The organism is Bradyrhizobium sp. 179, from assembly GCF_023073535.1.
In the GTDB taxonomy this organism is placed as follows: Bacteria; Pseudomonadota; Alphaproteobacteria; order Rhizobiales; family Xanthobacteraceae; genus Bradyrhizobium.
This window is the reverse complement of record NZ_JADPJR010000108.1, coordinates 156075-174500: the sequence shown is the minus strand read 5'-3', so window position 1 is coordinate 174500 and position 18426 is coordinate 156075. Positions and strand designations below refer to the sequence as shown.

Sequence of the window (18426 nt, the reverse complement as noted above, 5' to 3'; positions counted from 1 at the left end):
TCAGTAGCTGCCAGCCTGGCCAGTTTGGCTGCTGCCGAGCGCCAGCCGCGAATTATACGGCGAGTCGCCATGCTTCGGCTCGAGGACCACGACGATGGTGCCGACCTTGACGCGGTTGTAGAGATCGATCGCGTCCTCATTGGTCAGGCGGATGCAGCCCGACGAGATCGAGGCGCCGATATATTCCGGCTGGTTGGTGCCGTGGATGCGGAACAGCGTGTCCTTGCCGCCCGAATAGAGATACATGGCGCGGGAGCCCATCGGATTGTCCGGTCCCGGCGCGACATAGGTCGGCACGCCCAGGCGCGAAATCTCGCCGGGGGTCGGATGCCAGGCCGGCCACTCGGTCATGCTGCCGACCTTGGCGATGCCCGACCAAGCCATGGCTTCTTCACCGACGGTGATGCCGTAGCGGATCGCCTTGCCGCCCTCCAGCACGTAGTAGAGGTAGTGATTGTCGGAATCGACCACGATCGAGCCCGGCGATTCCTTACGGTGATACTCGACGATGGCGCGGCGGAACGGCTCTGCGACCGGAGTGTTCTCGTATTTGACCTTGGCCAGGAGTTCCTTGTCCTTCGGCTTGAAGGCCTTGGTGTCCGTCGCCTCGAAATGCGTAGCCTGCATGCAGCCCGACAGCATCAGGCCAGCGGCCAAAATCCCAAATTTAACTTTCAGCGACGACATGGTTTGGTTCCAATCAAAACAATACCGTGCGGAAGGCCTGAGCTTGGCGCCCAAATTCCTCGATTCCGCTAATCCCATTATGGTTGAAATCTGCCACAATTCCAGCACAGAAGCCCTTATCCCGCGCTGCAAGAGCCAAGCTGTGGCTTTTCTGCCGCAAGTTTTACGGTGCTGTGTGAGTTTTGCGGCAAAGGCGCCCGGGACTGTCGATTCCGTGCCACAGTTGAGCCGCGGCCCCGCCCCACATACCAACGCTCCGTTAATCCGACTGTCATCGTGAACTTGTCAGAATCGCGCTAAGGGCGTGGCTGTCATTCCGTCGCAGGTTCTCTGGAGTTGTCATGTTTTCGGTGTTTATTCCCTCCGAGGCCTCCCTCAAGAAGGCCGTCATCGAGGATCTCACTGCGCTGCCTGAGAGCGCGGTCTGGATCGACCTCGTCAACCCGAGTGCGGCCGAGGACAAGGCGGTGGAGCGGCTGGCGGGAATCGCGATCCCGACCCGCGAAGACATGCAGGAGATCGAGATCTCCAGCCGGCTCTATATCGAGAACGGCGCGCGCTACATGACCGCGACGCTGATGTGCCACTCCGATACCGATATGCCCCGGACCACGGCAGTGACCTTCATCCTCGGCGACCACCGCCTGGTGACGGTGCGGTATGACTTGCCAAAGCCGTTCGCCCTGGTCGAGGCCAAGCTCGCCCGCTCCTGCACGCCGGCGATCACCGGCGAGATGGTGCTGATGGAACTCCTGGACGCGGTGATCGACCGCTGCGCCGACATTCTGGAGCGCTGCGGCGCCGAGATCGACCAGGTCTCGCACGACATCTTCGAGCCCGAGAGCGAGCGCCACGGACAGGCCAAGCGATATTCACAGATCCTGATCTCGATCGGCCGCAAGGGCGATCTGACCTCGAAGGTTCGCGAGAGCCTGGTGTCGATCGGCCGCGTCGTGACCTTCTTGTCCGCAGTGGTCGAAGGCGTGAAATGGTCGAAGGATATGCGCGAGCAGCTCAAGACCATGCAGCGCGACGTGGCCTCGCTGACCGATCACGCATCCTATCTCTCCAACAAGATCACTTTCGTGCTCGACGCCATGCTCGGCGTCGTCAATCTCGAGCAGAACAACATCATCAAGCTGTTCTCGGTCATGGCCGTCGTCCTGATGCCGCCGACGCTGATCGCCTCGATCTACGGCATGAATTTCAAGATCATGCCGGAACTCGAATGGGTCCACGGCTATCCGATGGCGCTGGTGATGATGTTGATCGCGGCGATCGTCCCGTACTGGATCTTCAAGTGGAAGAAGTGGCTGTAGGAGCATGATCCGACCCGGAGGGCCGCGTTAGCGCAAAATGTGCGGCGGTTTTCCCTCGCGACAAACGCGAACGCGTTTGCGCCGAGATCATGCTCAAGCAAAGATCCCTACCGAGACCTTACGCCAGTCGCACAGACATAGTCGATCGTGTCGCAGAATAGAGCGGGATTGAGGCGGTGCGGTGACCTGTGCTCTGTGCCCCAATTCCTCCGGTAAAATTTGAGCGGTGGGCTGAACGTTTGCGCGAAACTTGTCTGCGATAAGCAGCGTGTTAGCCGCGAGGAACAGCCATGGTTGAAAAACACATAACGACGCCCCGCAACGTTATCGATCTGGCGAACTATCGACAGGTCGTGACGAGCGGCAAGGCGCCGTCATTGTCGGCACGCATGTGCCGGCACTGTGGTGCTCCGCTGCTCGACGGCGAGAACGACGACGACTGCTCGACAGCATTCAACGCGGCCGCTCCACGGCCGCGCGAGAGGTCGCGTCGGATTCGACTCGATTGAGGAACGGAAGGAAGGGCGATCCAGGTCTTGCGGCGGCGTTGTCTGGATCGCCTTGCTTGCCTAAGCAGCTAACAGCCCAATCATCGGCAAAAGCAATCACACGTGCTGGCCGCCGTTGATGTGGATCTCGGCGCCGTTGACGTAGGAACTGGTGTCCGTGCACAGCACGTAGATGATCTTGGCAACCTCGTCAGGCGTGCCGAGCCGGTGCATCGGGATCTGCTGCTCGACGATCTTCTCGGTGCCGGGTGACAGGATCGAGGTGTCGATCTCGCCCGGCGCGATCGCGTTGACGCGCACGCCGATGCGGCCGAAGTCGGAAGCCATCTCGCGCGTCAGCGAGGCGAGCGCAGCCTTGGACGTCGCGTAGGCGGCGCCGGCGAAGGGATGGACGCGCGAGCCCGCGATCGAGGTGACGTTGACGACTGATCCTTTTGCCGCCTTCAGCTCTTCGATGAGTCCGCGCGCCATCCTGATCGGCGCGAAAAAGTTGACGTTGAAGACGTGCGTCCAGGTATCGAGGTCGGTGTCGACCGAACCGAGCCGCGCGCCGTCCGGGCCCTTCGGCGAGATCGCGGCGTTGTTCACCAGCGCATGCAGCGTGCCGCCCTCGAGCCGGCGCCGGATCTCGGTGATCGCGCGCGCGGTATCCTGGGGATCGCCGAGGTCGACCTGGATGTGGTCCTCGGGGCCTGCGTCCCACGGGCAGTCTTCCGGGAAAGGATGCCGTGAGCAGGTGATGACGCGCCAGCCGGCCGAGGAGAACCGGATCACGGTGGCGTGGCCGATGCCGCGGCTGGCTCCGGTCAGGAGCAGCGTACGACGCGGCACATTGGATGAATGCGGCATGGACATCTTTCAGGTCGGAAAGCTGGAGACAAGGCTCAAGGATACATCCGCGTCTTGGACCACGGTCGACCGGCCGCGTCACGGCGAAATTCGATGCGGTCGTGTAGGCGGAATGGGCGGTCGTGCCAAAACTCGATCCGCATCGGCGCGATGCGCCAGCCGCTCCAGCCCGGCGGCCGCGGCACCTCGCCGATGACGTATTTGGCCGCGACTTTTGCGATGGCCTGTTCGAACGCGAAGCGGCTCTCCAGCGGCTCGGACTGCTTGCTCGCCCAGGCGCCGATCTGCGCCTGCTTGGGGCGGGTGGCGAAATAGGCATCGGCCTCGGCGTCGGTCACCGGCGTCACGTTGCCGCGGATGCGGACCTGACGGCGCAGTGACTTCCAGTGGAAAAGTAATGCTGCCTTAGGATTTGCGGCGAGTTCGCGGCCCTTCTGGCTTGCGATGTGGCTGTAGAAGACGAAACCCTCGGTATCGAAGCCCTTCATCAGCACCATGCGCACGTCCGGAAGCCCGTCCGCGTCCACGGTCGCGAGCGCCATCGCGTTCGGATCGTTCGGCTCGCTCTTGATCGCCTCGTTCAGCCAGGCCTCGAACAGCCCAAATGGCTCGTCGGCGGTGGTGAAATCACCGGATGTTAAGGGTGTCTGGTGTTTCATCGAGGTCGTGTCGGTCATGTCTGGAGTCCGAATTGCGTCCCGCGGCCCAAAACGCGCTGTTGTCCGCTACCGCCCTATATAGGGCATGGCGACGCGTTGGCCTATCGACGATCCGACCGTCCGGCTTCGTCATGACGCTGATTCTGATCGGGCTTGGTGCCGGCGGCTGCAGCTTTTCGCGCAACGACAGCAGCGCCTATGCCAGGGCCGACGACAGCGACCTGACTGGATCGATCGCGCGGCCGGCGAAGGACGCCCCGCCGACCGAGACTGATCTCGCCTTCGCCCGCAACGCTGCCTCGGACGTCCTCAGCAAGGGCGACAAGGATTCGAGCCAGCACTGGGAGAACCCGGAGACCGGCGCGCGCGGCTCGGTCACCCCGATCGCGCAATCCTATGCCGCCGAAGACGGCCGCAAGTGCCGCGACTTTCTGGCAAGCTATGTCAACGGCAATACCGAAAGCTGGCTCCAGGGCGCCGGCTGCCAAAGCAGCCATGGCCGTTGGGAGATTCATACGCTAAAGCCGTGGCGGAGCTGAGCATGATCCGGACGCGAAGGGCCACCCTCGCGAATGTGGGAACCGGTCTTCCGCTAAGATCATGCTCGAACCATCTAGAGTCAGCACGCGCCCCTAGTTGCAAAAATGCCACTCTCTCCCCACATGACTGGCAGGTGGGGCAGGGAGCCCTTTGAACAATTCGATTTCTTGAAGGAGACGTGACGGATGCGCGACCCCTATGAGGTCTTGGGGGTGCCGCGGAGCGCCAGCGCTGCCGCCATCAAGAGCGCCTATCGCAAGCTTGCCAAGAGGCATCATCCCGACAACAACAAGGGTGACCCGAAGGCCGCCGAGCGCTTCGCCGAGATCAATTCGGCCAACGAGATTCTGGGCGACGAGGACAAGCGCAAGCAGTTCGACCGCGGCGAGATCGACGCCGAGGGCAAGCCGCGCTTCCAGGGCTTTCCGGGTGGCGGCGGGCCGCGCGGCCGCGCAGGGCCCGGCGGTTTCGAGAGCTATACATTCCGGAGCGGCGGTGCGGGTGGCGCCCCTGGCGGCGGTGCGTTCGAGGATATCCTCAACAGCATGTTCGGGGGTGGGATGCGTGGCGCGCGCCCTGGGGCTGGGGCGGCCCAGTTCGACTTCGACACCGGCGGGATCGGACTCGATCTCGACGTGAACGTTGCCATGTCCGTCTCGCTGGAAGAGGCGGTCAAGGGCGGCGAGAAGCGCGTCCGGCTGCCGACGGGCAAGGAGCTTAATGTCAAGATTCCGGCTGGCGTCACCGAAGGCCAGCAGATCCGGCTGCGGGGGCAGGGCGAAAGTGCGCAAGGCCATCCGCCCGGCGATCTCCTGATCACCATCAACATCGCGCCCCACCCCTACTTTAAGGTCGAAGGCGCCGACTTGCGCATCGATCTGCCGGTCACTCTGTACGAGGCCGTGCTCGGCGCCAAGGTCCGCGTGCCTACGCTCGGCAACGCCGTGGAGCTCTCGGTGCCGAAAAACACCTCCAGCGGTCGGACCTTCCGCCTCAAGGGCAAAGGGCTGCCGAAGGCGGGTGGAACCGGGGATCTCTTCGTGACAATCAGGATTATGCTACCGGACGGGAACGACGCTGAGCTTGAAGCATTGATGGAAAAGTGGCGGGACCAACACCGCTACAATCCACGGAGCGGACTCGGCTAACGCACGATCCGGAAAACGGCGCAGCGGTTTTTTGAAAAGGTTATGCGCGAACGACAGGGCGCTATCCGAGCCCGCCTCGACGATCGGAGCATTCTCTTCCCGAAAGGATGATGCTCAACCCACGCCTGAAGCGTAGTCGCGCTTCGACGCAGATGTTTGAGACTGTCAGCTGTCCGGCGGGGCAGCCGACAAAAAGGTGCGGCCTCGAGAGGGGGACCAGCGCGGTACCAAAAACCCCAATCGAGGCCGCCCGCGTCGATCGGCGGATCGAACGCTGCGCATTTTCGCGTGATCATCCGGTGCGATAATGAGACGCGCCGATGTCGTGATTCCAAATTTTCAATGACGGAATCGAGGCACGCGTTTGCTCGGGTTGTCTACCTCCCGTTCTTCTCGGCTTGGTCGTACACGGCCTGGGCCACCTTGGTCAGCCGGTCACGATCGGTACCGCCGCTGACGACGTAGCCAACTCCACGTTCGGCCCAGAACAGCGCACCGTCCTTATCCGTCTTGGCATAGCGCATCTGTGTCGCGCCGTTCTCGGTCTTGGCGGCGTAGATCGTGTACCGCTCGCCGGAGGCGCCTTCATACATCAGGAACGACGCCGGACCGTTCGGGCCCGGCAAGAGCCGGCCGCCGACGAGCTTCAGCCCGCTCGCCTCCAGGTTCGGAGCGAACACAGTCCAGCCGCAGCGCCGTGTCAGCCAAGCCTGCAGGTGGTCACGCTCGTTGCCGCCGACCTCGACAGGGTGGCGGACCTCGACGACGTAGAGGCGGTGGGCGTCGAGCGCGTCGGCCGTGAAGCTCTGGAAGGTCGAGGGCGCGTTGGCGGCGCCATGCGCCACCCACCCGGCTGTGCCGCCGGCAACGAAGGCAACCAGCACAGCCGCGGCGGCGCCATAGAGCCATTGCCGCGGGCGGCGCTCCAGCCGCTCAAGCTCCAGCCGTGCCGGCACCGGCTCGTGGGCGATGGAATCGTAGCGGGCGTGCAGCATCTCGGCCATGGCGCGCCACGACTGCACACGCTCGGCCTCGCCAGGGTTGGCGGCAAGCCAGGCCTCGACATCGGCGCGACGTTCGGCCGGCAGCTCGCCGTCGACATAGGCGTGCAGCTCGTCTTCGGTCACCGGGATCTTGCGATCGTTCATATCGGTTGTCTCTGGCTCTGGGGCCCAAAATGTTCTTCGTGGCTCAATGTCGCTCGCTCCATCGGCATGTGGGCGGACAACACGCGATGCATCAACTCTGCCATCATTTCACCCGCCTGAGCGCCGGGCGCTCGCCGTTCAGCGAGGCTTTGACGTGGGCGCGGGCGCGCGCCAGGCGCGACATCACGGTGCCGATCGGCACGCCCTGAATGTCGGCGACCTCGCGATAGCTCATGCCCTCCAGCATCACCAGCAGCAGCACCGAACGCTGCTCCTCGACGAGGGTGGCCAGCGCCTTCTCGATATCGCGTCCTTCGGCCTCGGTCCCGCTGGCGTCCGGATTGTTTTCGGTCAGCGGCATCAATTGCGGCCGCCTCGCCAGTGAGCGCCGCCGGTTCTTGTTGAGGTTGGTCAGGATCGTGTAGAGCCAGCTCCTGACGTCGCCTCCGAGGAACAGGCGCTCGGAGCGCAGCGCGCGCACCAACGTATCCTGCACCAGATCGTCGGCCGCATCCCCATCGCGCGTGAGCGCGCGGGCATAGCGGCGCAACGCCGGGATCATGGCTTCCACACTCTGGCGAAACGCATTCATTGCGGTTTTCACGTCCCAGTGTCCGGCGCGAGCGCCTCAACGATCATAACACCCGAATGAAACGGCTATTCCGGCGCTCGAAACAGCGTTAACGCCGTGCATTAGGACTGTACCGCGAAGGAGGGCTGGTGTACCTCCAGACCTTAACCCGCTCGATGGGACGTTGAGAAATGGCGCAGAATTCAGGTCTGATGCAGGGCAAACGGGGCGTGATCCTCGGTGTTGCCAACAACCGCTCGATCGCCTGGGGCATCGCCAAGGCATGCCGCGCGGCCGGTGCCGAGCTCGCCTTCACCTATCAGGGCGATGCGCTGAAGAAGCGCGTCGAGCCGCTCGCCGCGGAGGTCGGCGGTCTCGTGCTCGGCCATTGCGACGTCACCGACGCTGCCACCATCGACGCCGCCTTCGCGGTGCTGAAGGAGAAATGGGGCAAGATCGACTTCCTGGTGCACGCGATCGCCTATGGCGAGCAGCTCGACGGTCGCTACGTCGACACCACGCAGGAGAATTTTTCGAAGTCGATGCTGATCTCCTGCTACTCGTTCACCGCGGTGGCGCAGCGCGCCGAGAAGCTGATGACGGACGGCGGCTCGCTCATCACGCTCAGCTATTACGGTGCCGAGAAATGGATGCCGCATTACAACGTCATGGGCGTGGCCAAGGCCGCGCTGGAAGCCAGCGTGCGCTATCTCGCCGCCGATCTCGGCGAGAAAAACATCCGCGTCAACGCGATCTCGGCAGGTCCCATCAAGACGCTCGCCGCGTCCGGCATCGGCGATTTCCGCTATATCCTGAAGTGGAACGAGTACAACGCGCCGATGCGGCGCAACGTTTCGACCGAAGACGTCGGTGGCAGCGCGCTGTATTTCCTCTCCGACTTGTCGCGCGGCGTGACCGGCGAGGTTCACCACGTCGATTCCGGCTATCACGTGCTCGGCATGAAGCGCCCGGACGCGCCTGATATCTCGCTGGGTGGCAAGGACTAACTTTCAGCGGCAATGCCCGTGCCTACGATCTACTTTCTGCGCCACGGCGAGACCGAGTGGAACGCGCTCGGGCGGCTTCAGGGCACCCAGGACATCCCGCTGAACGCACGTGGCCGCAGCCAGGCCGCGCACGCGGCTGACGTTCTGGCCGATCTGTTCAGGCGCGACGGCAAGGACAAGGCGGCGCTGCCCTACGTCTCGAGCCCGCTCGGGCGTGCGCGCCAGACCATGGAACTGGTCCGCCGCAAGCTTGAATTGCCGCTTGCCGATTACTCGCTCGACGACCGCCTGCGGGAGATCGGCTACGGCACGTGGGAGGGGCTGACATTGGCCGAAAGCGAGGCCTCCGATCCTGATGTCTATGCAAGGCGCCTCGCCGACAAATGGACGGTCGCGCCCGCTGGCGGCGAGACCTATGCGGCCGTACAGCTGCGCGTCCTCGATTGGTACGAGTCGCTTCTGGTCGATACCGTCGCGGTCGCCCATGGCGGCACCTGCCGGGCCCTGATGGTGGCTTTGGGCATCGAGACCCCCGCCAGCGCCGCCGACCTCTATATCCAGCAGGGCGCCGTCTACGTGTTCCGCGACGGCCGGCTGGAGAAGTTTTATTAGGCGAGATTTCGTCATCCCGGGGCGCCCGAAGGGCGAACCGGGAATCTCGAGATTCCGGGTTCGATGCTCTGCATCGCCCCGGAGTGACGGAACTAGGCTTGAATGCCGTGGCCCTCGGGGCTACGACGTTGACATACAACGTTTATGTAAAAAGTAAGCACAGGCGACAGCCAAGCATGTCCTTCAACACCTTCGGCCACATGTTCCGTGTCACCACCTTCGGCGAGAGCCACGGAGTGGCGATCGGCTGCGTGGTCGACGGCTGTCCTCCCATGATCCCGCTCAGCGAGAGCGACATCCAGGGCGACCTCGACCGCCGCCGGCCGGGCCAGTCGCGCTTCACCACCCAGCGCCAGGAGCCGGACCAGGTGAAGATCCTGTCCGGCGTGATGGCGCATCCGGAGACCGGCGTGCAGGTAACGACGGGCACCCCGATCGGGCTCCTGATCGAGAACACCGACCAGCGCTCGAAGGACTATTCCGAGATCAAGGACAAGTTTCGGCCTGGTCATGCCGACTTCACCTATGAGGCGAAGTACGGCCTGCGCGACTATCGCGGCGGCGGGCGCTCCTCGGCGCGCGAGACCGCGACGCGCGTTGCCGCCGGTGCGATCGCGCGAAAAGTGCTGCCCGACGTCAAGGTGCGCGGCGCGCTGGTGCAGATGGGCCCGCACAAGATCGACCGCACCAAATGGGACTGGGACGAGATCGGGAAAAATCCGTTCTTCTGTCCCGACAAGGACAAGGCCGCCTTCTTCGAGACCTATCTCGACGGCATCCGCAAGAGCGGCTCCTCGATCGGCGCGGTGATCGAGGTTGTCGCCGAAGGCGTGCCGGCAGGCCTTGGCGCGCCGATCTATGCCAAGCTCGACTCCGATCTGGCCGCCGCGATGATGACCATCAACGCCGTGAAGGGCGTCGAGATCGGCGCCGGCTTTGGCGCGGCCGAATTGACCGGCGAGGAGAACGCCGACGAGATGCGCACCGGCAACGACGGCACGCGCTTTCTCTCCAACCATGCCGGCGGCGTTCTGGGCGGCATCTCCACCGGACAGCCGGTGGTGGTGCGCTTCGCAGTGAAGCCGACCTCGTCGATCCTGCAGCCGCGCCTCACCGTCGACCGCAAGGGCACTGATACCGAGATCTTCACCAAGGGCCGCCACGACCCCTGCGTCGGCATCCGTGCCGTCCCCGTCGGTGAGGCCATGATGGCCTGCGTGCTGGCCGACCACTTTTTGCGCGATCGCGGCCAAGTCGGACGCTAGTTTTTCACCTCTCCCCGACCGGTAGAGCTGAACGCCGCCGCCGGCGTTCGTGTCGCACCACAAGCTCTCCGCGCAGCTTGACGGGCCCGCAACTTCGTCCGCAAATGCGGACATGAACAGCTCCGAGCTCCAGCGCATTACCAACTGGCTGATCGACGGCGCTTGGACGTCGCAAGAGCCGGCCGAGATGATCGCCGATTTCTGCGAACGTCTGGTCGCGGCCGGCCTGCCGCTGTGGCGGTTCGGTATCTTCATCCGCACGCTGCATCCGGAAATCTTCGGTCGCAACTTCATATGGCGGCAGGGCGAGGAGGTCGAAATCGGCAGCGTCGATTTCGATATTCTGGACACGCCCGAATTCGCCCGCAGCCCGCTCCGCATCGTGTTCGAGCAGAGGCTGGAGGTCAGGGGACGCGCGAGCGATCCTGACAGCAAGCGATTTCCGTTCCTCGACGACATGCGTGCCGAAGGCGCGACCGACTATATCGCGGTGCCGGTGCCGTTTCTCGACGGATCCATCCACGCGACGAGCTGGATCACGCAGCATCCCGGCGGCTTCAGCGACGACGACATCGCGGCGATCCGAACCATCATAGCGCCGCTGGCGCGCGTCAGCGAGATCATCAGCCTGCGGCGCACCGCCGAGATGCTGCTCGACACCTATGTCGGCAACCGCGCCGGCGCGCGCATTCTCGGGGGCCAGATTCGCCGTGGCCACACCGACACCATGCAGGCGGTGATCTGGCTGTCGGACCTGCGCGGCTTCACCGCGCTGTCGGACCGGCTGCCGGCCGAGACGGTGGTCGCGATCCTCAACCATTATTTCGATTGCCAGGTCACCGCGATCCGGGGCCATGGCGGCGAGGTGCTGAAATTCATGGGCGACGGCCTGCTCGCGGTGTTTCCGATCGACGAATATGTCGGCGATGCTGCCCATGTCTGCGCGCGCGTGCTGGAGGCCGCGCGCGAAGCGCGCGCCAGCGTGGAGTCGCTCGCGTTTCCGGTCGGCGATGCCGTCGAGCGCTTCCGTTTCGGGGTCGCGCTGCACGTCGGCAACATCCTCTACGGCAATATCGGCGGCGGCAACCGGCTGGACTTCACCTGCATTGGCCCCGCCGTCAATCTCGCGGCCCGGCTGGAGAAGATCACGGGGCGGCTGGGCCGGACCGTCGTCGCCTCGGAGGGTTTTGCCAATGTCTGCCACCACCACTGGCACGAGCTCGGCGAGTTTCCGATCGCGGGCTTTTCCAAGGCGCAGCGCGTGTACGGGCTGGCGGAAGAGACGCCGGTGGTGATGGCCTAAAGCATGATCCGGAAAGGTGCGCAGCGGTTTTCCGAAGAGATCATGTTCAACAACAATCTAAAGCGCGATGACGATTCGTTCTATTCGCATCGCGCTCTAGGGCTGGCGCTGCCGGCGGCTCTAGCTGTCGCGAACATAAGACTGTTTCAGACCGAGAGTCAGCACCCTCAAGGTGATCCACAGCCGCAGCATGGCGAAGCTGAAGATGAAGACGAAATAGATCAGGTTCTTGGTGAACTGCGTCGAGGACGAGGTCTGCCAGAAGTTCCAGATCGCGGTACGCACCGCCTCCTGTCCATAGGCGAGAGCCACGTTGATGACGCCGAGGGCGATGACGGCGGCGCCGAGCCACAGCCCGCGTCGTGCGAATTCGCCGATCGCCGCAAACAGGGCGACCCTGCCGTCGTCGCGCTCGGCACGCACGATCATGAGCAGCACGATCGCGGCGATCCATGCGCTCCAGAAACGTCCGGGATGGGTGAACTGATCGAACGCCATGCCGTCGAGGCCGGCCATGAGATGATACGTAGCTCCGTAACCGGCCGCTGCGGCGCTGAGCGCAGCTGCGATCATCACGAGCATGATCCGCCACAGGATCGAGAAGGAAAGCTTGAACTGCTCGCCCATTGTCAGCGCACCCAGCGAGGATTGGCCACCCGCCGCCTCGATCGATTGTTGCGCCGTCGCAAAGAAGGCCAGCAGCACCGAAATGTCGGAAACGATGATTGCGGGCAACGCCACGGCGCCGCCGCCGAACGCGATCACACGCATGGCGGCCGCCAGGATCAGCCAGGGCAGGGCATGCAGCAGCCTGAACGGACCGAACGAGGTTTCGGGGCGGGCCGGCTTGAGCTCGAGTTGTTTGCGCAGTGTGACTGTCATCGCATGGTGGTGACACAGGAGATTAAACCTGCGGTAGCACGGATCGCTAAAATTGACCCGAAGCGGGCAGGCGGCGCCTATTCCTCCGGCTCCGTCGTGAACAGCAGCGGATAACCCTTGGCGCGTCCGGCATCGGTGGCGCGCGTCGCCTTGGTCTCGGCGACGTCCTTGGTGAACACGGCGACGACGCAGGCGCCCAGCTTGTGCGCGGTGATCATCACCTTGTAGGCCTGATCCTCGGTCATGCGGAATTCGGCCTTGAGCACCATCGTGACGAATTCGCGCGGCGTGTAGTCATCGTTGATCAGGATGACCTTGTGCAGCTTCGGCCGCTCGACCTTGGTCTTCGTCCTGGTTTTCGGTGTGGTAACGGTATCGTTCATTCCGCCTCCCGGACACGGCGGGCTCGGGTTCCTGCTGGAGGGATCAGCTCGCGACCTTCGCACCATATTGCAGGACCTGCACCTTCTCCAAGGTGATCAGCCCGCTCGACATCATGCCATCGAGGATGGGCAGGAATGCGTTGATGTTGTCCTCGCTGTCGACGATCTCGATCAGCAGCGGCAGGTCTTCCGAAAGTCGCAGGATCTTCGACGTGTGCAGCCGGCTCGACCTGCCGAAGCCCATCGGACCGCGCAGCACGGTGGCGCCGGCGAGGTGCCGCTCGCGCGCCGTCATCACGATCGCTTCATAGAGCGGCTTGCCGTCGAAATGGTCGCTCTCGCCGATGAAGATCCGGAGCGAAACTGCCTGAGCGGGGATTTGCATGGTCAGCTCCTTGTCAAGCCGTTATAGCGGCTCGCCATTATATGGCCGATCCAGACCGACACCAGCCAGCAGATCACGGACGCGGCAATGTAGGCGAGCGCGGTGTATTTCATGCCGCCGTGGAGCAGGCGGAAGGTCTCCAGGCTGAAGGTGGAGAACGTGGTGTAGCCGCCGCAGAACCCGGTCATGACGAACTGTCGGTGCTCGGGCCGCGCCAGCACGCGGCCGTCGGGGCCGGTCAGCGTCGCGTAGAAGCCGATGATCAACGATCCCGTCGCGTTGATGAACAGCGTGGCGAAGGGAAAGCCCGGCCCGGTGTCGAGCGCGAGACCGACCAGATAACGCGTCAGCCCGCCGACGATGCTGCCGCCGGCAACCCAGGTGTAAAGTATCGCGCTACGCCAGCGATCGGCGGAGGAGGGGACGCTCATGTGCTGCTATCCTCCAAGACTGTCCGCAAGGAGAAAGCCGCAACTAACGGCGGCGAGGCACAGCCCGACCGAGAACACGACGTTGCCGAGTGCGTGCATTGGCTCGCCGCTCCGCGCCAGCGTCAGGGTTTGCAGGCTGAACGAGGACACCGTGGTGTAGCAGCCGAGAAAGCCGGTCACCGCGAACAGCCAAGGGTTGGGCGTGGCGAAAACCGAGCCGGGATGGGCCGCGAGCGCGCCAACAATGCCGATCAGGAAGGCGCCGGTGACGTTGATCGTCATGGTGCCCCACGGAAACGTCTCGCCCAGCCGCCGCGCGATCGCGCCGGACACGAAATAGCGCGCGCAGCCGCCGAGCACGCTCCCGATCATGATCGCAAGCACTCCACTCAGCACGACGAAAAGCTCCCCCTCATCATTTTTGCTCCGCTGCCAGACCGTTGCCGACGGCAAGCAGTCCTACGAGCGAGATCAGCGCAAAGCCGAGCCCTGCCAGAAACGTGCCTGCCGGACCGTAGGCATCCCACAACGCGCCGGCGATCACGCTCGCGGCTAACAAGGCGAGGCCCGTGAACAGGTTGAAATAGCCGAACGCGGTGCCGCGCAGGCTCGGCGGCGCGGCGTCGGCGACGAGGGCCGAGAGCAGGCCTTGCGTCAATCCCATATGCAGCCCCCACAGCACGACGCCGAGCGCGAGGCCTGCAAGGCTCGGGAGCAATGCCAGCGCGAGGTCGGCCCCGGCAAGGAAGATGAGGCCGAGCGCGAGCAGGCCGGTTCGGTTGATCCGGTCCGACAGCACGCCGGCCGGATAGGCCGACAGTGCATAAGCGACGTTCATCAGCACCAGCACCGCCGGCACCCACATCGCATTGAGCCCGATGTTCTGCGCGCGCAGGATCAGGAAGGCCTCGCTGAAGCGCGCGAGCGTGAAGACGACGCCGACCGCGACGACGCGCCAGTAGACCGATCCGAGCTGCCGCATCGCGGCAAGATTGAGCGGGTTCTTCGCAGGCTCCCGGCTCGGATCCGCCGGCTCGTGCACGGCAAGTGCGATCAGTCCGAAGGACAGGAAGGCCGGCAGCACCGCAACCCAGAACACGATCGTAAAATTGTCCGCCGTCCACCACATCAGGCCGATGGCCGCGAGCGGCCCGACGAAGGCACCGATCGTGTCGAGCGATTGTCGCAGGCCAAAGCTCGCGCCGCGCAGGCCGATGGGAGCGATGTCGGCGATCAGGGCATCGCGCGGCGCGCCGCGAATGCCCTTGCCGACGCGATCGATGAAGCGCGCCGCCACCAGCCACCCGACGCTCGACGCGAGCGGAAACAGCGGTTTGGTGAAAGCGGCTAGCCCATAGCCGAGCGCGGCGAGCAGCTTGCGCCGACCAAGCCAGTCCGACAGGGCGCCGGAGAAGATTTTCGTGATCGAGGCGGTCGCCTCGGCAATGCCCTCGATGAAACCGACCGTGAGCGTGGAGGCGCCGAGCACGGTGACGAGATAGACCGGCAGCAGCGCATGGATCATCTCGGAGGAGATGTCCATCAGCATCGAGACGAAGCCGAGCACCCAGATTCCCCTGGGCAGTGAGGCGCGCGCGGCATTCGGTGTCGTCGTCGTCACGTCTTCGCCTTCTCCTGCCCTGGCTTGCTGGCCTTCGTCACCAGGCAACAAAAAACCCGCCATCGGCGGGTTGGTCCATGCTCCCACCAAAGGCGAAGGCCTAACGATTGCCCCACCTCAAGCAGGAGTCATCAGCCCACTACGATCATCGACCGCCGGGCGGTTGTCGGGGGACTCCATCCCCATCTGTGGGTCCAGCCTAGCATGGAAATTGCGCCGGACAAGTGGGCGGGGAAGTGTGCCTACACACCACATCATTACATCCGGGCTTGGCTCTGCGAAGCGCCCCGGAGTGCCGGTGCGTATATGACCGCTCGTGTTCCGGCGGCGCGAGCGCGGCAACAGCGCGGCAGCTTTGCGCAAATTCGGCCGATCCTAACTCGAATGTGAAGCGCAAGCGATCTTCGCACTTTGCGGCAAGGCGATTGCATGTCACCATCGCGTCATACGACGGGAGACTGGTGCGATGCGCTTGCTGTTCTCGATCGGGGCTGTACTGGTGGCCGGCGTGCTTGCCGGAGGGGAAGTCGCGGGCATCGCGGCGCCAGGACCAAAATTCGAGCTGCCCGAGAATCAGGCGCAGCGGCCGGTTGCCGACAAGGATGCGCAGACGGTCGACGTCGAACTGATCCTCGCCGTCGACGTGTCCTACTCCATGGACATGGACGAGCTCGCGATCCAGCGCGAAGGCTACGCGCAGGCGATCCAGTCGAAGGAATTCCTCCAGGCGCTGAAGCTCGGTCCGAACGGCCGCATCGCCGTGACCTATTTCGAGTGGGCCGCTTCCAGCGACCAGAAGATCATCATCCCCTGGCGGCTGATCGACGGCCCCGAGACCGCGGATGCGGTCGCCGCCGAGATCATGAAGACGCCGATCCGGCGCGCCTCGCGCACCTCGATCTCCGGCGCGATCACGTTCGCGATGCCGCTGTTCGACGAGGATCCCTACCGGGGCTTGCGTCGCGTGATCGACGTTTCCGGCGACGGCCCCAACAACAATGGCGGCCCGGTCACGGTGGCGCGCGATGCCGCGCTCGAGAAGGGCATCGTCATCAACGGTCTGCCAATCATGGTCAAGGAGCCATCCTATTCGACCATGGATATCGACAATCTCGACTTCTACTACGAGGACTGCGTCATCGGCGGTCCCGGCTCTTTCGTCATCACGATCAAGGACCGCGACAAGTTCAAGGAAGCGATCCGCACCAAGCTGCTGATGGAGGTCGCCGGCCGCACGCCGGAGCGCCCCGTGATGCGGGTTGCGGACAAGGAGCCGCGCGTCAATTGCATGATCGGCGAGAAGATCTGGTCGGACCGCTGGGGCCGCTAATGGCGCACGGCGATTGGGACCTTTCGCCTCATCCCGCCCGACGGTTGAATTTAACCGCTCGTTAACCGGCACATGGCCCTAATTCGACTGCTTCAGTTCGTTTCCGATTGCTGTTTTGACCCTGCTGTCGGGCGCGATCGAGAGCGGGGGTTCGTCGAACCCGTCCACCGAGCAGACCAATGGCCATCGTCGCCTCGAGCACCAGCCAGATTTCGCCCGCCAATGAGCGGGTCTTTCACCAGAGCAAATTGCTCGGTGAATGGAAGGGCAATTGGGTCGGCAACAACCAGCCTGTCAGCTTCAAGGTCGTGAACATCCGCGGTGCCCGGGCGCAGGTCGAGTACACTCATAACGGGCATACCGAGCGGGGCTTTGCCGAGGTCAATGGCTCGCTGATCACCTTCGGCGGGGTCACGGTCGGCACCAAGGACGGTAAGAGCATGGTGCTGTTGTTCTCGGCGGGCGGCGCTGGCAAGCAGAGCGCCAATCTCGAGAAGCAGGAACCGCCGGCTTCCGACAGCCGCCTCATGGGAAGCTGGGGCGGCTATTCCAGCGATAACGGCAAGAGCGCGAGCTTCAAGGTGCTCTCGGTCAACGGCAAGGAAGCCCAGGTCAGCGTCACCACCGACGGCGTCACCCGCCAGGGCACCGGCACCGTCTACAAGAACGTCATCATGTTCGGGCAGGCGCAGATCGCAACCGACGACGGACAGAATGGCAAGGTCATCTATCAGGTCGGCACAAAATCTTTCATGGTGCCGGTGACGAAATATCCGCCGGCGGACTCCTCGTCTTCGATCGACAAGACGGCCTGAAAGCTGCCTTTCGCCATTTCGGCGGCCGCTCCACGAACGCCCTCAAGCCCTCCTGCGCGTGCGGCCGCGAGCTCGGCATAGCCCGATGTCGTAGTCGGAGGAGGGATGCACGCTGCCCCGCGCGCGTGAGCCGCCGAGCACCACGGCCTGAACGCCCGGTACCTCCGCAAGAATGGGGGTCAGGCGGGTGAGCAAGGGATCGAGGAACATCAGGTGCAACTCTCCGGAAGGCCCGCGCCGTGACGTCGGCCGGATCGCTCCGCTGGCATTGGTAAGGTCCGGCGAGTATAATTTGCAAAACTCTTGACGGTCATCTGAATGTTCAACGTCGCAGATTCATGTGCTCTTGCAACTCTCGCAGTGCTCTGCCTGACCGGCGCACCTGTTCATGCGCAGGTTGCGCCGCTGAGATATTGGATACCCGGCGGGCCTTTCGGCCTTGGTAACGGTGCGGACCAGAACTCCGATACTTACGGCAGCTTCTCGAGCTTCAATGCCGGCGATGCGGCTTGGCGCACCAGCTATGCGAATGGTTTCTTCGTCGGCAGCGAGCGCGGCAATTTTGGTTTGAGCGGCTTCAACCAGGCTGGTTCGGCCGCCAATTTCAGCGCGCTGTCCTATGACAGCACGCAGTTCGGCTACACCACCAAGGCGGCAGGTGGTTTGCCTGTCACGTTCTTCGCCGGTTTCGATACGTTGAAGTACGGCAATGGCATCGGCAGCTCGCTGGCGCCGCTGACCTCCACCGCCACGCCCGGTTATGGTGCGTTCGCGGGTGTCGAGTTCAAGCCGACCCCCAACCTCAGCCTGTCGTTCGGCGCCGGTTTCAGCCAGCAGCAATCGGGACGCATGGACAGCGACATCAACTCCTCGATGCTCCCCGGCGAGTCGCCGGTTTTGGGCGGCCTGCGGCGCTAGAGCATGATCCGGAAAGTGCGAAGCCGTTTTCCGAAAAGATCATG

The 18426-nt window shown here is 63.8% G+C and carries 23 protein-coding genes and 1 riboswitch; of the genes, 11 read left to right on the top strand and 12 right to left on the bottom strand.

The annotated features are described in order from the left end of the window. A complete protein-coding gene (locus IVB12_RS25720) occupies positions 1–687 on the bottom strand; it encodes a L,D-transpeptidase (RefSeq protein ID WP_247303231.1) in 687 nt (228 codons plus the stop codon). 341 nt (positions 688–1028) lie between these two features. On the opposite strand from IVB12_RS25720, the gene IVB12_RS25715 reads away from it, so the two are divergent. Both IVB12_RS25715 and IVB12_RS25710 read left to right on the top strand, forming a co-directional pair. Continuing rightward, the gene (locus IVB12_RS25715; protein WP_247303229.1) at positions 1029–2006 is read left to right on the top strand and encodes a magnesium transporter CorA family protein; all 978 of its coding nucleotides are present in this window, start codon (positions 1029–1031) and stop codon (positions 2004–2006) included. 290 nt (positions 2007–2296) lie between these two features. After that, a complete protein-coding gene (locus IVB12_RS25710) occupies positions 2297–2515 on the top strand; it encodes a hypothetical protein (RefSeq protein ID WP_247279174.1) in 219 nt (72 codons plus the stop codon). Between the two features lie 96 nt (positions 2516–2611). Here the strand turns inward: IVB12_RS25710 and IVB12_RS25705 are convergent, their stop codons facing one another. Beyond that, positions 2612–3364: an SDR family oxidoreductase gene (locus tag IVB12_RS25705; protein WP_247303227.1), complete on the bottom strand. Its 753-nt coding sequence runs from the start codon at positions 3362–3364 to the stop codon at positions 2612–2614. A gap of 35 nt (positions 3365–3399) precedes the next feature. Then, positions 3400–4041, bottom strand: a complete 642-nt coding sequence (gene pdxH, locus IVB12_RS25700; protein WP_247303225.1) for a pyridoxamine 5'-phosphate oxidase — start codon at positions 4039–4041, stop codon at positions 3400–3402. 113 nt (positions 4042–4154) lie between these two features. On the opposite strand from pdxH, the gene IVB12_RS25695 reads away from it, so the two are divergent. Continuing rightward, positions 4155–4562: an RT0821/Lpp0805 family surface protein gene (locus tag IVB12_RS25695; protein ID WP_247303223.1), complete on the top strand. Its 408-nt coding sequence runs from the start codon at positions 4155–4157 to the stop codon at positions 4560–4562. A gap of 186 nt (positions 4563–4748) precedes the next feature. Further along, positions 4749–5711, top strand: coding sequence for a J domain-containing protein (locus IVB12_RS25690; protein WP_247303222.1), 963 nt, complete (start codon positions 4749–4751; stop codon positions 5709–5711). A 377-nt stretch (positions 5712–6088) separates the two neighbouring features. On the opposite strand, the gene IVB12_RS25685 is transcribed toward IVB12_RS25690, so the two are convergent. Together IVB12_RS25685 and IVB12_RS25680 are read right to left on the bottom strand one after the other, a co-directional pair. Then, a complete protein-coding gene (locus IVB12_RS25685; RefSeq protein WP_247303221.1) occupies positions 6089–6859 on the bottom strand; it encodes an anti-sigma factor in 771 nt (256 codons plus the stop codon). 103 nt (positions 6860–6962) lie between these two features. Then, the gene (locus IVB12_RS25680) at positions 6963–7451 is read right to left on the bottom strand and encodes an RNA polymerase sigma factor (RefSeq protein WP_247303220.1); all 489 of its coding nucleotides are present in this window, start codon (positions 7449–7451) and stop codon (positions 6963–6965) included. A 170-nt stretch (positions 7452–7621) separates the two neighbouring features. On the opposite strand from IVB12_RS25680, the gene fabI reads away from it, so the two are divergent. The 4 genes from fabI to IVB12_RS25660 all read left to right on the top strand — a co-directional run bounded on the left by fabI (position 7622) and on the right by IVB12_RS25660 (position 11617). Continuing rightward, positions 7622–8437: an enoyl-ACP reductase FabI gene (fabI, locus tag IVB12_RS25675; protein ID WP_247303219.1), complete on the top strand. Its 816-nt coding sequence runs from the start codon at positions 7622–7624 to the stop codon at positions 8435–8437. Between the two features lie 12 nt (positions 8438–8449). Beyond that, on the top strand, positions 8450–9049 hold the full coding sequence (locus tag IVB12_RS25670; RefSeq protein WP_247303218.1) for a histidine phosphatase family protein: 600 nt from the start codon (positions 8450–8452) through the stop codon (positions 9047–9049). A gap of 176 nt (positions 9050–9225) precedes the next feature. After that, positions 9226–10314, top strand: coding sequence for a chorismate synthase (gene aroC / locus IVB12_RS25665; RefSeq protein WP_247303217.1), 1089 nt, complete (start codon positions 9226–9228; stop codon positions 10312–10314). Between the two features lie 112 nt (positions 10315–10426). After that, positions 10427–11617 carry an adenylate/guanylate cyclase domain-containing protein gene (locus tag IVB12_RS25660; protein ID WP_247303216.1) on the top strand — a complete coding sequence of 397 codons (1191 nt, stop codon included), beginning with the start codon at positions 10427–10429 and terminating at the stop codon, positions 11615–11617. A 120-nt stretch (positions 11618–11737) separates the two neighbouring features. Here the strand turns inward: IVB12_RS25660 and IVB12_RS25655 are convergent, their stop codons facing one another. The 6 genes from IVB12_RS25655 to IVB12_RS25630 form a co-directional block, all read right to left on the bottom strand. Continuing rightward, positions 11738–12499, bottom strand: a complete 762-nt coding sequence (locus IVB12_RS25655) for a hypothetical protein (protein ID WP_247303215.1) — start codon at positions 12497–12499, stop codon at positions 11738–11740. Positions 12500–12576: 77 nt separating this feature from the next. Next, the gene (gene clpS, locus IVB12_RS25650; protein WP_057753578.1) at positions 12577–12882 is read right to left on the bottom strand and encodes an ATP-dependent Clp protease adapter ClpS; all 306 of its coding nucleotides are present in this window, start codon (positions 12880–12882) and stop codon (positions 12577–12579) included. A 43-nt stretch (positions 12883–12925) separates the two neighbouring features. Continuing rightward, entirely contained in the window at positions 12926–13267 is a 342-nt protein-coding gene (locus IVB12_RS25645) for a DUF190 domain-containing protein (RefSeq protein WP_247303213.1), read from the bottom strand. Between the two features lie 2 nt (positions 13268–13269). After that, positions 13270–13698 carry a fluoride efflux transporter CrcB gene (gene crcB / locus IVB12_RS25640; protein ID WP_247303212.1) on the bottom strand — a complete coding sequence of 143 codons (429 nt, stop codon included), beginning with the start codon at positions 13696–13698 and terminating at the stop codon, positions 13270–13272. Between the two features lie 6 nt (positions 13699–13704). Beyond that, on the bottom strand, positions 13705–14094 hold the full coding sequence (gene crcB / locus IVB12_RS25635; RefSeq protein ID WP_247303210.1) for a fluoride efflux transporter CrcB: 390 nt from the start codon (positions 14092–14094) through the stop codon (positions 13705–13707). A gap of 19 nt (positions 14095–14113) precedes the next feature. Then, positions 14114–15319, bottom strand: a complete 1206-nt coding sequence (locus IVB12_RS25630; RefSeq protein WP_247303207.1) for an MFS transporter — start codon at positions 15317–15319, stop codon at positions 14114–14116. Between the two features lie 115 nt (positions 15320–15434). Then, positions 15435–15512: riboswitch (Fluoride riboswitch) on the bottom strand. 273 nt (positions 15513–15785) lie between these two features. Here IVB12_RS25630 and IVB12_RS25625 point away from each other — a divergent pair. Together IVB12_RS25625 and IVB12_RS25620 are read left to right on the top strand one after the other, a co-directional pair. Continuing rightward, positions 15786–16649: a DUF1194 domain-containing protein gene (locus IVB12_RS25625; protein ID WP_247303206.1), complete on the top strand. Its 864-nt coding sequence runs from the start codon at positions 15786–15788 to the stop codon at positions 16647–16649. A gap of 179 nt (positions 16650–16828) precedes the next feature. Next, a complete protein-coding gene (locus tag IVB12_RS25620) occupies positions 16829–17464 on the top strand; it encodes a hypothetical protein (RefSeq protein WP_247303204.1) in 636 nt (211 codons plus the stop codon). 42 nt (positions 17465–17506) lie between these two features. On the opposite strand, the gene IVB12_RS25615 is transcribed toward IVB12_RS25620, so the two are convergent. Then, positions 17507–17674 carry a nucleotidyltransferase domain-containing protein gene (locus tag IVB12_RS25615; RefSeq protein ID WP_247303202.1) on the bottom strand — a complete coding sequence of 56 codons (168 nt, stop codon included), beginning with the start codon at positions 17672–17674 and terminating at the stop codon, positions 17507–17509. A 108-nt stretch (positions 17675–17782) separates the two neighbouring features. Between IVB12_RS25615 and IVB12_RS25610 the strand changes: the two genes are divergently transcribed. Next, complete coding sequence (locus IVB12_RS25610) at positions 17783–18382, top strand: hypothetical protein (protein WP_247303200.1); 600 nt, start codon at positions 17783–17785, stop codon at positions 18380–18382. The last annotated feature ends 44 nt before the right edge of the window (positions 18383–18426 follow it).